Source organism: Rhizobium sp. LjRoot254 (genome assembly GCF_964254105.1).
Taxonomy (GTDB): Bacteria; Pseudomonadota; Alphaproteobacteria; order Rhizobiales; family Rhizobiaceae; genus Rhizobium_E.
Genome location: NZ_CAXUSM020000001.1, coordinates 741,967 through 755,790, shown reverse-complemented (window position 1 = coordinate 755,790; position 13,824 = coordinate 741,967). Strand labels below are relative to the sequence as shown.

12 protein-coding genes are annotated in these 13,824 nt (G+C 60.0%); 2 read left to right on the top strand and 10 right to left on the bottom strand.

Annotation, left to right across the window (positions count from 1 at the left end; genetic code table 11):
- Positions 1 to 16 precede the first annotated feature (16 nt).
- Positions 17 to 1,723, bottom strand: a complete 1,707-nt coding sequence (leuA, locus tag ACSQ26_RS03790) for a 2-isopropylmalate synthase (RefSeq protein WP_436006428.1) — start codon at positions 1,721 to 1,723, stop codon at positions 17 to 19.
- Between leuA and ACSQ26_RS03785 the strand changes: the two genes are divergently transcribed.
- Positions 1,713 to 1,907 carry a hypothetical protein gene (locus tag ACSQ26_RS03785; RefSeq protein ID WP_436006426.1) on the top strand — a complete coding sequence of 65 codons (195 nt, stop codon included), beginning with the start codon at positions 1,713 to 1,715 and terminating at the stop codon, positions 1,905 to 1,907. The two genes, leuA and ACSQ26_RS03785, sit on opposite strands and share 11 nt — an antisense overlap.
- 132 nt (positions 1,908 to 2,039) lie before the next feature.
- Here the strand turns inward: ACSQ26_RS03785 and ACSQ26_RS03780 are convergent, their stop codons facing one another.
- The 3 genes from ACSQ26_RS03780 to ACSQ26_RS03770 all read right to left on the bottom strand — a co-directional run bounded on the left by ACSQ26_RS03780 (position 2,040) and on the right by ACSQ26_RS03770 (position 4,982).
- Entirely contained in the window at positions 2,040 to 3,230 is a 1,191-nt protein-coding gene (locus tag ACSQ26_RS03780; protein WP_436006424.1) for a benzoate/H(+) symporter BenE family transporter, read from the bottom strand.
- An 85-nt stretch (positions 3,231 to 3,315) separates the two neighbouring features.
- A complete protein-coding gene (locus ACSQ26_RS03775) occupies positions 3,316 to 4,221 on the bottom strand; it encodes an alpha/beta hydrolase (protein WP_436006422.1) in 906 nt (301 codons plus the stop codon).
- A gap of 164 nt (positions 4,222 to 4,385) precedes the next feature.
- The gene (locus ACSQ26_RS03770) at positions 4,386 to 4,982 is read right to left on the bottom strand and encodes an ATP-dependent Clp protease proteolytic subunit (RefSeq protein WP_436006420.1); all 597 of its coding nucleotides are present in this window, start codon (positions 4,980 to 4,982) and stop codon (positions 4,386 to 4,388) included.
- Positions 4,983 to 5,232: 250 nt separating this feature from the next.
- Between ACSQ26_RS03770 and ACSQ26_RS03765 the strand changes: the two genes are divergently transcribed.
- On the top strand, positions 5,233 to 5,805 hold the full coding sequence (locus tag ACSQ26_RS03765; protein ID WP_436006418.1) for a HupE/UreJ family protein: 573 nt from the start codon (positions 5,233 to 5,235) through the stop codon (positions 5,803 to 5,805).
- A 141-nt stretch (positions 5,806 to 5,946) separates the two neighbouring features.
- On the opposite strand, the gene queF is transcribed toward ACSQ26_RS03765, so the two are convergent.
- The 6 genes from queF to ACSQ26_RS03735 all read right to left on the bottom strand — a co-directional run bounded on the left by queF (position 5,947) and on the right by ACSQ26_RS03735 (position 13,815).
- Positions 5,947 to 6,411 carry a preQ(1) synthase gene (queF, locus tag ACSQ26_RS03760; RefSeq protein WP_436006416.1) on the bottom strand — a complete coding sequence of 155 codons (465 nt, stop codon included), beginning with the start codon at positions 6,409 to 6,411 and terminating at the stop codon, positions 5,947 to 5,949.
- 11 nt (positions 6,412 to 6,422) lie between these two features.
- A complete protein-coding gene (locus ACSQ26_RS03755; RefSeq protein ID WP_436006414.1) occupies positions 6,423 to 7,328 on the bottom strand; it encodes a cation diffusion facilitator family transporter in 906 nt (301 codons plus the stop codon).
- Positions 7,329 to 7,511: 183 nt separating this feature from the next.
- A complete protein-coding gene (locus ACSQ26_RS03750; protein ID WP_436015086.1) occupies positions 7,512 to 8,120 on the bottom strand; it encodes a DUF2199 domain-containing protein in 609 nt (202 codons plus the stop codon).
- Between the two features lie 33 nt (positions 8,121 to 8,153).
- Complete coding sequence (locus ACSQ26_RS03745) at positions 8,154 to 10,343, bottom strand: anthranilate synthase (RefSeq protein WP_436006412.1); 2,190 nt, start codon at positions 10,341 to 10,343, stop codon at positions 8,154 to 8,156.
- A gap of 241 nt (positions 10,344 to 10,584) precedes the next feature.
- Positions 10,585 to 12,141, bottom strand: coding sequence for a M10 family metallopeptidase C-terminal domain-containing protein (locus ACSQ26_RS03740; RefSeq protein WP_436006410.1), 1,557 nt, complete (start codon positions 12,139 to 12,141; stop codon positions 10,585 to 10,587).
- Positions 12,142 to 12,306: 165 nt separating this feature from the next.
- Positions 12,307 to 13,815 carry a M10 family metallopeptidase C-terminal domain-containing protein gene (locus ACSQ26_RS03735; RefSeq protein WP_436006408.1) on the bottom strand — a complete coding sequence of 503 codons (1,509 nt, stop codon included), beginning with the start codon at positions 13,813 to 13,815 and terminating at the stop codon, positions 12,307 to 12,309.
- Positions 13,816 to 13,824 lie beyond the last annotated feature (9 nt).

The window sequence follows — 13,824 nt, the reverse complement described above, 5'->3', positions numbered from 1 at the left end:
TCCGGCCCACGCAGCCTCAGCCGCGCTCTTCCAGCATCCGGTTGATCGCCGAGACGATGGCTTCAAGCGACGCCGCCACGATGTTGGTGTTGATGCCGGCGCCGAAAAGCTTGCCTTTCGGCGTGTTCATCTCGACATAGGCAATGGCCGCGGCGTTCGAGCCATGCTGTAGCGAATGCTCCGAATAATCCTCGACCGAAATCTCCACCCCGAGATAGATCGACATCGCGTTGACGAAGCCATCTATGGGACCGGTGCCCTTGCCTTCGATCCGCTTGGTCTCGCCCTTGTCGGTTATTTCGGCCGCGAGAACCCGCACCCCCTTCTGCCCGACATCGGGATAGGTGTGGTGGTCGATGAACTTGAAGCGGCCGTTCGGCTGATCGACATAGCGCTGGAGGAACCGCGCATGGATCGCCTTCGAGGGCATTTCCTTGCCTTCCTCGTCGGTGATGCGCTGGATATCGTTGCGGAACTCGACCTGCAGGTTGCGCGGCAGGTTGATGCCGTAATCCTCCTGCATGATGTAGGCGATGCCGCCCTTGCCGGACTGCGAGTTGATGCGGATGATCGCCTCGTATGTGCGGCCGACATCCTGCGGGTCGATCGGCAGGTAAGGCACTTCCCACAGCGGCTTGTTGGCCACTTTCAGCGCCTTCATACCCTTGTTGATCGCATCCTGGTGCGAGCCGGAGAAGGCCGTGTAGACCAGTTCGCCGACATAAGGGTGCCGCTCGCCGATTTTCATCTGGTTGGAATATTCGTAGACATCCTTCATCCGCTCGATGTTGGAGCAATCCAGCTTCGGATCGACGCCCTGGGTATAGAGATTCAGCGCCAGCGTCACGATATCGACATTGCCGGTACGCTCGCCATTGCCGAACAACGTACCCTCGACGCGATCGGCGCCGGCCATCAGCGCCAATTCCGTCGCCGCGATCGCTGTGCCCCGGTCATTGTGGGGATGCAGCGAGATCACCAGGTTCTCGCGGTTGTCGAGGTTGCGGCACATCCATTCGATCTGGTCGGCATAGACGTTTGGTGTCGCCATCTCCACCGTCGAGGGCAGGTTGATGATCAGCTTGTTATCCGGCGTCGGCCGCATTTCGGCGATCACCGCATTGCAGATCTCCAGCGCGACATCCAGTTCGGTGCCGGTAAAGCTTTCAGGCGAATATTCGAAGCGGAAGCCACCGCCGGCCTTCTCGGCCATGTCGGTGATCATCTTGGCGGCATCGACGGCGATCTGCTTGATGCCGCGAACGTCCTTGGCAAACACCACGCGGCGCTGCAATTCGGACGTCGAATTGTAGAAATGCACGATCGGCCGGTGGGCGCCCTGCAATGCCTCGAACGTCCGCGTGATCAGTTCCGGCCGGCACTGCACCAGCACCTGCAACGAGACATCCTCCGGCACGCCGCCTTCTTCGACGCACCAGCGCGCGAAGTCAAAATCGGTCTGCGAGGCGGAGGGAAAACCAATCTCGATTTCCTTGAAGCCCATGTCGAGCAACAGCTTGAACATGCGCTCCTTGCGGTCGTGACCCATCGGGTCGATGAGCGCCTGGTTGCCGTCGCGCAAGTCGACCGAGCACCAGACCGGCGGCGTCGAGATGACGTTTCCGGGCCAAGTCCGGTCCCTCAGGCCGATCTGCGGATAGGGTTGGTATTTGATCGCGGCATCGGGCATGCCGTTGTTTACGGAGTGGGTCTTGATGATCATGGTCGCGTCTTCGCTCTTCAGGCAGTCGGCTTCGCTGATACTGTCTCTGGATCGTTTTGACGACAGCAAATCGCGGGCAACCGAACAATTTCAGAAAATTCGGGTGATGGAGAAGGAGCGATTTTGCGCCTGCGGCGGTTTCGGCCGCCGGGCGCTCCTCAGTGGACCCGGCAACCGCGAGTAAGCTTGAGGAGAAGCAGCGACGACAGCGCACGGCAATGGGCGGCGGAAGCCGTCATCGTATGCCTGGAAATGTCCGCGCCGGAAATATTCATGCGGCTTCTATAGCGGGATGAACGCTGACAGGCAATAAGCCTCATGCTTTACCACGGTATTTTCTGCTCAATGCGCCAAGAGCCATAACCGCCCCACCTGCAAGCAATCCCCAGAACGCACCGGAAATCCCCGCAAACGCAATTCCCGAGGCCGTGACGAGAAAGGTCACCACAGCCGCTTCGCGTGTCTCCGGCTCCTTGAACGCCGCCATGGCCGAGCCCGAGAATGCGCCGATCAATGCGAGGCCGCCGACTGCCTCGATCAGGATCGCTGGCGACAGCGCCACGAATGCAGTCACCGCGCCCGCCGCGAGGCCGAGGATCACCTGGCAGGTGCCGTTGATGACCGCTGCCGTGTAGCGCCGCCTGGGGTCGCGATGGGCGTCCTCGCCGGCGCACATGGCGGCCGTGATCGCAGCAAGGTTGACCGCATGCCCGCCGAACGGCGCCGCGAGCAGCGAGAAGATGCCGGTTGTCGTAAACAGCGGCCCCGGCGCCGGCTCGTAGCCATTGACCCGTAGCACCGTGATGCCGGGAATATTTTGCCCGGCCATGGTGATGATGAACAGCGGCAGCGCGATCGACATGATCGCTTCCCGGCTGAACTGCGGGACCACCAATTCCGGCGCCGGCCAGATCGCGTGGCCGACATTGGCGAATGCGCCGTCGGGGATATCGACTCCGAAGGCGATGACAAACACGAAAGCCACCAGAGCCAGAGGAATCGCAGCAAGACGGTTGATCGCGCCGCCGATGAAGTAGGCGATCACAACAGGCAACCCGAACCAGGGATTGAAAGCAACCGCCTTGACCGGTGCGAAACAAAGCCCGATCAGTACGCCCGCCAGCATCGCATTGGCGAGCGGAGCGGGTATCGACGATACCGCCCGGTTCAGCGGCTTGAACAGCCCCGCCGCGATAATCAGCACAGCAGTGACGAGAAAGGCGCCGACCGCAACCGCGAACCCGCCCTGCAGCGGACCCGACGTCGCGAGAAAGGCCGCTCCGGGCGTCGACCAGGCGATGGAAATGGGCATCTTCGTTTTCAGGCTGAGCAGGATGCCGCAAAGCCCCATCGCGACCGACAACGCCATCAGCCCCGAGGCCGCCTGGGCATCGCTGGCGCCCATGCCTTTCAGCCCCTGCAGGACAACCGCAAAGGATGACGCGAAGCCGACGAACGCGGTGAGCGCGCCCATGACGAGGCTCTGCATCGAAAGGTCTTTGAACATGGTGGCGATCCGGCGGCGGGAATGCTGAATGAGAAACGGCGGCACACATGCCGCCGTCTGGAAATACGAGAATGATGCCTTCAAGTCAAAGCGTGGCTGCGAACCACTCGGCCGTCTTCATGATCACGCTGTCGGCCATGGTCTGGTCGGCGCCGAGAACGCCGAAGATGTGATCACCCTCCGGGATGATCATGGCTTCCTTGGTCGGGTTCTTAACGAGACCGACGAAACGATCTGCATACTGCGCCGAGAAATCCTTGGAGCCCGTGATCGTCAGATAGGGGCCGGGATAGGTCGCGATGGCGTCGTCGAGCTTGAAAGCCGAGAGGCTGTCGAAGAAGCTCTGTTTCAGGGCGATGGTGCGGAAGCCGAGATCGAGACCGACGATTCCATCTTCCTTGGCGCGGTCGAAGGCCTTCTGGCCCAGCGCGCCCAGCATGTCGGCCTGGAAATCGCCGACGGACGACCATGTCACGAGCGATTTCACATCCATCGGCTGACCCGACGCGACGAGCAGCGCGATGCCACCGCCGAGGCTGAAACCGAGCACGCCCACGCGGTTGGGATCGACACCCTTGGTGCCCTTGAGCACGGCAAGCGCGGCCTTCGCCTGATCGAGCTGCGCGTCGACTGTTGTTGAACCCGTGTCGCCATCGCTCTTGCCGAAGCCGGCGAAATCGATGCGGAGCGACGCAATGCCCTTCTGCGCCAGCGCCGTGGCGACGCGCGCATACATGCCGCCGACCTCGTCCTTCGAGCTTCCGAAACCGTGCAGCAGCAGCACCGCAGGTACCGGCTGCGTGGCATCTGGCATATTGAGTGTTGCCGAAATTCCGCCATCGAGCGTCAAGGGAACATCCGTGGCATGGGCATTGAGAGGCAAGAGGAAAAGCGCGAAAAGACAGGCGGCGAACCAGACCCTGAGGCCTGCGATGGATACCGGGTTTCCCCGACGGCACGCGCCGGCCTGGAAGCCCTCTGAACTTAGCATGAAAAGTCTCCCAGCATGCTGCAATGGAACGGGCGGGATGCTAAGCGGTTTCCGCCGCCCGTGCAAGGCGTGCAGTGCACAATCGCAGAGCTTTGAAAACAAAAAAGAAATACCCCGGCTTGATGGCCGGGGCAGTACCGAAATGTGGCGATTTTTGCCTTGTCTCAGATATCGGCTTGCGAGTTGATGATGCGCGAAACCAGGCCGTAATCGATAGCCTCCTGAGCGGAGAGCCAATAGTCGCGATCCGTATCCTTGGCGATCTTCTCGACCGGCTGGCCGGTCGCCGCTGCGTAAATCCGGTTCAGCCGCTCGTTCATGCGAATGATCTCGCGAGCCTGGATTTCGATGTCCGAGGCCATGCCACGGGTGCCGCCTGAGGGCTGGTGCAGCAGGAAGCGCGTATTGGGCAGGCAGAGGCGCCGCTCCTTGGGAACCGCGACAAAGATCAACGAGCCAGCCGACGCCGCCCAGCCCGTCGCAATCATCCAGACCTTCGGCTTGATGAATCGGACCATGTCATGGATGGCATCGCCGGATTCGACGTGGCCGCCCGGTGAGCTGACGAAAATCCTGATATCATCATCACTGGCCGCCGCAAGCGCGATCAGTTGTGCGCAGACCTTGTTGGCCAGCTCCTGCGTGATCGTGCCATAGATGAAAATGGAACGCGACTTGAAGAGATTGGACTCCATGTCCTTGCCCAGCGGTGCTTCGCTCTTCTTCTGCTTGTCGTCGTCATCGTCTTCGTCGTCGAGCATCCAATTCTCCAAACTTCCATTCGAATGCCCATGAGATAGGGCGACTCGGCTGCAAAAACAATGCAACATTCTCCGATTAAGGGAAACCGCTGAATTCAGGGTAAATGCCGCGATCCTCGGCGGGCGGCGGAACTGGTTGAAAGAGCGCGATATGGCGTTGCGTCAAACGACGTATCGACACATATTGACGCCTGACCATAAGATAAAGGTTCCTGCCCGGGAACCGCAAGCGACATGCCAGGGGAACAGAATGCTCAAGCGCCTTTCGATATCAGCCGCCATCCTTGCCACCATGACCGCGCCGGCCTTCGCCCATCTCAACCCCGCTGAACACGGCTCCTTCATGTCGGGCCTGACGCATCCTCTGTCAGGCGCCGATCACATGCTGGCGATGATCGCGGTCGGCCTCTGGGCCGCGCAGATCGGCGGCAAGGCGCGCTGGACACTTCCAGCAGCTTTCATATCGGTCATGGCAATCGGCTTCATACTCGCGCTTGTCGGCACCCCCCTGCCCTTCGTCGAGCCCGGCACCCTGGCCTCGGTCATCGGCCTCGGCCTGCTCGTGGCGCTCGCCGTCCGGGTGCCCGTGGCGGCAAGTGCGGCAATCGTCGGCGTCTTCGCGCTGTTCCACGGCCATGCCCATGGCGGCGAGCTGGGCATGGCAACGGCGACGTCATTCGGCCTTGGTTTCGTTGTGGCGACCGCCCTGCTCCACGCGTTCGGCGTCGGCATCGGGATGTTTGTTGGCGGGCGCAACCAAATCGTCACGCGCCTGCTTGGTGCCGCGACCGCGCTCGGCGGCACGGCGCTGATCGTCGGCTAGGACCGGTCGATATTCAGATCAGGCCGAGTCGAAAATGGTGGTTTTCGAGAACCGGAGCGGAGCGTACTTAAGGTACGTGAGCACCGGAAGCGCAGAAAACCGCCATTTGCAGACCGGCATCAGCTGAATGGCGGTCGGTCCTCAACCCCGCCCGCGATAGGGCGCCACACCCTGATCTGGCACCCAGACATGTTCCGGCGGCTTGCCGGATTGCCAGAACACATCGATCGGAATGCCGCCGCGCGGATACCAGTAGGCGCCGATCCTCAGCCATTTCGGCGACAGCAGGTCGACCAGCCGCTTGGCGATATCCATGGTGCAATCCTCGTGGAAGGCGCCGTGGTTGCGGAAGGAATGCATGAACAGCTTGAGCGATTTCGACTCCACCAGCCAGTCGCCCGGCACATAGTCGATCACGATATGGGCAAAGTCCGGCTGGCCGGTCATCGGACAGAGCGAAGTGAATTCGGGGCACACGAACCGCACCAGGTAATCCATGGCGCCATTTTGGGTCGGCACGCGTTCGAGGATCGCTTCATCCGGACCCTTCGCCGTGTGGGTGGTCGAACCGAGCATGGTCAGCCCGGAAACATCAGTCGTCGACATCAAAAGCTTCCTTACATCTGCATTTGAACGCGCACTCCATGCGCCTTTTCGCTTTCCGGCTCAACATGGATTTCGCATTGCGCAGTCGGGAGTACCACCTGGATCGCGTCTTCCAGCCGGTCGCAAATATCATGCGCTTGCGCCACCGTCATTGCGGCCGGCACCACCATGTCGAAATCGATGAAGATCGCCCGCCCCGCCTTGCGCGACCGGAGATGATGGACGTTGAGCGCACCTTCCGCATTGGCCGCGATCGCCGATTTGATCGCGTCTTCCTCATCCGCATCGACGGCATGATCCATCAATCCGCTGACGGAGTGCGAGATCACCTTCCAGCCCTGGTAGAGAATATTGACCGCGACGATCAGCGCCATGACAGGATCGAGAATGGCATATCCCGTACCGAGCACCAGCAGCAATCCGACCAGCACGCCGGCGGACGTGATGACATCCGACAAAATGTGCTCGCCATCCGCCGACAGCGCCGGCGAACGATGGCGCTTGCCCGCGGTGATCAGAACGTAGGCCCAGACTGCGTTGATCGCAGCCGCCACTGCATTGATGCCGAGCCCGAGCACCGGCGCCTCTGGCAGAGCAGGATTATCGAGACTTCCGATCGCCTCACGCGCGATCAGCAACGCGGCAACGACAATCAGCACACCTTCGATAACCGCCGACAGATATTCCGCCTTGTGATGCCCGAAGGGATGGCTTTTATCAGCGGGCCGCGATGCATAGCCGATCGCCAGCCAAGCGATCACGGCAGCAATCACGTTGACGGTCGATTCCAGTCCGTCCGAAAGCAGCGCTACCGACCCGGTCACATGCCAGGCAAGCATCTTCAGCGCCATCACCGCGAGCGAAAGCGGAATCCCCCAGAAGGCAAGTCGCTTCACCACGCTATCCGACTTTTCCATCAAAGCACCTTTGGCCCCGGCCACATTCGCAAATGCGAATGAATAGCAAGTGCATGTTTCAAAACGACAAACCGCGCGCAGGGTTTGCCCTGCGCGCGGTTTTGTCTATTGATGGTGATATGGTCTAATCAGGTGCGTTGGTCAAGCCATGACTTGCTTGTACACACCGCTCGCGATTGGGTGTCAGCTTGGCTTATGCACCAACGCCATCTGGAATTGCGCTATCTTCACCGCTTTGTTCCAACTGATGCCGTCACGTTGATCCACATACAGTGGATGGTCGCTTTCATGCAGCGTGATCAAGGGACGGAGCCCCTCCGCTTGCCAATGCACATCACACGCAAGGTGCTCCGATGGCTCATTAGCTCCGGTTCTTGTATATGAGGCGAGCGTTACCGGCATCCATCCGAAAGTACAGATGCCTCTCTGATCGGTTCCAGCGGCATCGACATAGCGGATAAAACTTTCTCTGGATTGCGTTACCCAAACACCCCACGAAAACGGCTCGGCGATGCTCTGGATAGGAATTTTCAGCATCACACGGATGGCAAATATGTCTTCGTCGGAGATCTCTTCAGCCGTGTTGCGGACGTGGCAAAGATCGTAGTCTTGATAGACTCGCTCAGCCAATTCCTCATCCGGAACGTCAGGAATGAATGGCGGCCCACCCATCGCAAAGGATGGCGACCCGGTCATTTTCTCACCGCAGCAGCTACAGGTGTAGGAAAAGGTTTTCCGTCGCTTCCAGAACAAAGTGACCCCGCCGCAATCTCCCCGGGAACCGAAGCGCACCACTCTTAAACGGCGCGCTCCGAAATGATGTTCCTAAGCCGCCTTCACCTTCACCCGCTTCGCCAGGTGCGCGACCACGTTCTCGATCATCCGCATGCCGGCATCGGAGCCCAGCGTCATGATCGATTCCGGGTGGAACTGCACGGCGGCCACCGGCTCCTTGGTGTGCTCGATGCCCATGATCGTGCCGTCTTCGGCCTCTGCGGTAATGATGAATTCACGCGCCAGCGTCGTGGGATCGGCGAAGATCGAGTGGTAGCGACCCACCGTCACTTCCTTGCCGAGGCCGGAGAAGACGATGCCCGGCTCCAGTACGCGGATGCGCGACGGTTTGCCGTGCATGGGGATAGCGAGATGCCGCAGCTCGCCGCCATAGGCTTCGGCCAGCGCCTGCAAGCCCAGGCACACACCGAAGATCGGCAGCTTGCGGGCACGCGCCTTCTTGATCGTCGCCTTGCAATCGAAATCCGACGGCGAACCCGGTCCGGGCGACAGCACGACGAGATCCGGCTTCATCCGGTCGAATACTTCCTCCGGCACCGGCGTGCGCACGGTCGTCACATTGGCGCCGGTCTGGCGGAAATAGTTGGCGAGCGTGTGGACGAAGGAGTCCTCGTGGTCGACGAGCAGGATGTTGACGCCCGTGCCGACCTTGGCGACATCGCGTTTGTTCATGGCGGAATTTCCCGATTTTGCGTCCCGGATGGCGGAGATCATGGCCGAGGCCTTGAGTTCGGTCTCGGCCTCTTCCTCTTCCGGAATGGAGTCGTAAAGCAGCGTCGCACCGGCGCGCACCTCGGCAATGCCGTCCTTGATGCGGACGGTGCGCAGCGTCAGCCCGGTATTCATGTCGCCATTGAAGCCGACGAAACCGATCGCGCCACCATACCAGACACGCGGGCTCTTCTCGTGCGCCTCGATGAAACGCATCGCCCAGAGTTTTGGCGCGCCGGTGACGGTGACCGCCCAGGCGTGGCTCAAAAATCCGTCGAAGGCGTCCATGTCGTCGCGCAGCCGGCCCTCGATATGGTCCACCGTATGGATCAGCCGCGAATACATCTCGATCTGCCGGCGGCCGATGACCTTCACCGAACCCGGCTCGCAGACGCGGCTCTTGTCGTTGCGGTCGACATCCGAGCACATGGTCAGCTCGGATTCGTCCTTCTTGGAATTCAAGAGCTTCAGGATCTGTTCACTGTCGGAAATTGCATCGTCGCCACGGCGGATCGTGCCCGAGATCGGGCACGTCTCGATGCGGCGGCCATTGACCCGCACGAACATCTCAGGCGACGCGCCGACCAGATATTCCTGGTTGCCGAGATTGATGAAGAAGGAATAGGGCGACGGATTGATCGCCTTCAGCCGCTTGGAAATGTCCGAGGGCTTGCTGTCGCAGCGCTCCATGAATTTCTGCCCCGGCACGACTTCAAAGAGATCGCCGCGGCGAAAGCTTTCCTTGGCCTTGGTCACCAGGCTGGCATATTCGCCGGGCCGATGGTCGCCACGCGGCGGGATTGCGTCGGTATGCTGGAAGGGCTCGGCAGGAATGTCGCCGGCCTTGCCTGATGTCGTACGCCCGCCCTTCTCATACTCGTAGCGGTCGATCCACGCCTTGGCCGAATAGTTGTCCACGACGAGGATTTCATCCGGCAGGAACAGCACCATGTCGCGCTGGTCGTCCGGCCGCTTGAGCTTGAGGTCGATCGCATCGAACTGGAAGCAGAGATCATATCCGAACGCGCCATAAAGCCCGATCGAGGAGTCTTCCGCTGAATGAAAGAGATCGGTAATCGCGCGCAGGACCGTGAACACGGTCGGCATCCGCGAGCGCTCTTCCTCGGTATAGATCCGGCTCGGCTGGTTGATTGTCAGATCCAGACGGCGCGCCGTGCGGGCACCAAGCGTGATCTCATCGACGCCCTCGAAGTGCTCGGCGATGATCTCGAGCAGCACTTCGCCGCGCTCGTTATAGGCATCGAGCCACATCGCCCGACCGAACGAGGAAATCCCGACCGGCGGATCGGCTACGGCGACGTCCCAGCGTGTATAGCGCCCCGGATACTCGTAGTTGGAGGAGAGCACCGCGCCGCGCCGCTCGTCGAGCTTCTCGACATAAGAGGTTATCGCATCGCCATATTGTATTTCGCGGCGGGCGCGGGTGATGACCACGCCGCCCTTGGTCGTATATTGTTCCGAGCCGTCTTCCAGTACGCGCGTTCCCATTCGTCTTCTCCTTGGTAGTCCGGTCTTCGCGCGGCTCCGGATATAGAAAAAGCCGCCTCAGGTCTCCGGGCGGCTTCGTGTCTTGTCGTTTCACATGACTGTTCGAGGCCGCGTTTTCAGCGAGCCCACCACCAGACAGTCTTGATCGACGACGTTTTCATGAAAATACAAATACCAGCGTTTTTCAGATTCACAAGGGGGATCGGACATTCCGCGTCCCGCCCTGTTCCCCGCGAAACATTCAGATCAGGAAATCGGCCTTCACCACAAGCACCTCGGCCTTCGTCACGTCTTCGATGGTCAGGATATCAGTACCGATCTGGATGACGACATTGCCGTCGTCATCCACCATATGATTGTCGAAGAGATCCTTGAAGTTGGAAAATCCCTTGAGGCGAGTGAGATCGATCTGATCGTCGCCTTCTGCGAAATCCTTGATCGCATCCTCACCGTAGCCGGTGGAGAATACGAAGCGGTCGGCGCCGATCTCACCGTAAAGTTCATCATTGCCGCGCCCTCCGTCGATCCGATCGTTGCCTTCGTCACCATGCAGAATGTCCGCACCGCTGCCGCCAAGCATGGTGTCATTGCCTGCAAAGCCGTACAGCGTGTTGCCGCCCTCGTTGCCGATCAGCAGATCACCCTTGTCGCCGCCATTGGCGTCTTCGATCTCGGCGCCATGCGCGATCGAAAAGCCGCCTGATGTGCCCCTGTAATCAGCGCCGTTGGTCGCAAGCACGCGCGAGAGGAACCCGCCCGCGTGATGCCAGGCATCCGTGATCTCATCTTGCAGCCTGGACGACAGGTGATCGAAAAACGCCGTGATCTTCAGCTGGGAAATAAGCGCCTTGAGATCGCCGGTCGGCTTGTTCGTATCGAGCGTCGCGTCATTGAGATTGATAAGGACCGAATTGTCCTCACCGGCATAGTTGATCTGGTCGTTTCCGGCGGAATCCCAGATGCAGTAATAGGCCCGGCCGATATGTACCTCGCCTTCCTCCAGGCTCAGCGCGCCACCGCCAGCATCGAACAGCGTGTAGGTCGAGCCCGTGACAGCATAATCCTCCGCCCCGTAGAGCGCCTGGAGCGAGGCAATATCGAGCGCCATGAAGCTGACGGCGTGCCCGTACTCGTTGGCCTTGGCCGAACCATTATATGACATCACCGAGTAACGCTCATTGTCCATGAACTTGCCGACCGTCGAAAGCGGCGGCGTTCCCCTGCGCTCCTGATGCGTATGCTTGAGCTCCAGCCCATGGCCGATCTCGTGCAGAACGGTCCAGTTGGCATATTCGCCATCGCCGGCGAGTTCCGGCGTCGCTGTCATCACCTCGATCCCGCTGTTGAGGGCACCGAGCGAAAGGCTGTTATCAGGATCGTCAAACTTACTGTCGCCGTCTCGATAGAGCCATCCGGGGAACTCGAAATAGCCCTCGAGCGGCGCTTTCGGGCCGTTGAAACTGACCAGGACATGATCGGCTTCGGTCAGATTGCTCGTTGCATCGAAATTGAGAGAGGAGACCGCGTCGATCATGGCGTATGCTTGTTCGGCCAGCTCGGCGAAATAGAATTCCGAGTCCGGGTCCCTGTGCAGCATGCTGTCATAGCTTTCCTGCAACTGTTCATAGCCCGGCGTGGCGAGGGTATCGGCGTTGCCGAAATAATATTGCAGATCGCTATCGTCCCAGATCGTCCTGGCTGTCAGCGAATTGAGCAGCTTCAGTCCCTTGGCCGAGAGATCACTCAAGTTGTCGGGCAGTGTTTCCGAAAAAACCGGCCTTGGTGTCGTGGCTGCCATTTCCCCTCCGGCGGCGCCCGAAGCGCCTCATCGCATTCCCGTTTCACGGGCAATACCATGATTCACCTCGCTCGCATCACCCCAACTTATGGCGATGGGCGCAAACGAAAAATGCCGGACTCTCCACTCGGAAGAGCCCGACCGCGACCACGCACCACGCTGCGGTCAGATCACGAAATCACCGGCGTTGACTTCGGTTACGCCCTTGATAACGAACTGGTCCGCACCGACAGTTATCACCACGTCACCATCGATGACTTCCATATGGTTGTCGAACAGGTCCTGCATGTTCTCGAAACCGAGCAGGGCGCGTAGATCGATCACATCGTCGGCGTCGAAATCCATGATCGTGTCGGTGCCGTAGCCGTCCGAGAACACGAAAATGTCCCGGCCCGCGCCACCCCACAGAAAATCGTCGTCCGTGCCCCCGTCGATCCAGTCGATCCCGGCATCGCCGCTGATGCGCTCCTCGCCGGCACCGCCGAGGATCGTGTCGTCGCCGTTGCCGCCGACCAGGCTGTTGTCCTGCTCGTTGCCGATCAGCAGATCGGCCCTGTTGCCGCCGATGGCATTCTCGATCTCGGCGCCATGCGCGATCGAAAAGCCGCCATCAATGCCATCGTACTTGTTCTTCTTGATGTCGAGCACCTGGGAGAAGAAGCCGCCGGCATTGTGCCAGGCGTCGAGCACCTCCTGTTTGAGCGACTTCGACATGAAATCGAAGAAATTCGTCGCCTTGAGCTGTTCGAACAGGGCCAGGAGTTCCGCGCTGCTGCCCGATGTATCGAGGGTCGCGTCGTTGAGATTGATCAGTACGGATTTTCCGGCGCTCTTGTAATCGATCGAGTCCGTGCCGCCCGAATCCCAGACACAGTAATAGGCCCGACCGATCTCGACCGCGCCCTCGGCGAGCGAAAGCTTGCCGCCCTTGGCATTCATCAGCGAATAGCTCGAACCATCGTCCGCGTAGGTCTCGGCACCGTAGAGCGCCTGCAGCGCCGCCACGTCGAGCGCCATCATCGAGACGGCATGGCCATATTTGATGCCGTCGGACGCGCCATTGTAGGACATCACCGAATAGCGCTCATTGTTCATGAATTTGCCGACGGTATCGAGCGCCGGCAGGCCTGAGACCTCCTGATGTGTATGCTTGAGGCCCAGGCTGTGGCCTATCTCGTGCAGGATGGTCCAACTGCCATATTGACCGCCGCCCGCCTCCGGCCTCGCGGTCAGCGCCTTCATGCCGCTGTTGAAGGCACCGATCGACCAGTTCTCGAAGGTCCCGTCTTTGTTCATGTTGCCGGGAAACTCGAAGAAACCTTCGAGCGAACTCCTCGGCTTGTCATTGGTGCTGGCGAGCACGAGATCGACTTCTTCCAGGCTGTCGGTCGCCTCGAAATCGAGGTTCGTCACCGAATCGATCATCGTGAAAGACTGTACGGCCTGCTTGAGGAAGGCGAAATTCGCATCCGGCTTGGCATTGCCGAACATCGAACGGAAGATCTGCCTGAACTCGTTATCGAAGGTCAGTACATCGTTGCCACCGAAGCCATATTGAATGGTGGCATCATCCCAGATGACCGATGCGGTGATGTCGTCGAGCAACGCGATGCCGCTGAATGAAACGTCGGGCATGGTCTCGGTAAAGTCGGGCTTGAATGTCGTAAAAGCCATAATTTCCCC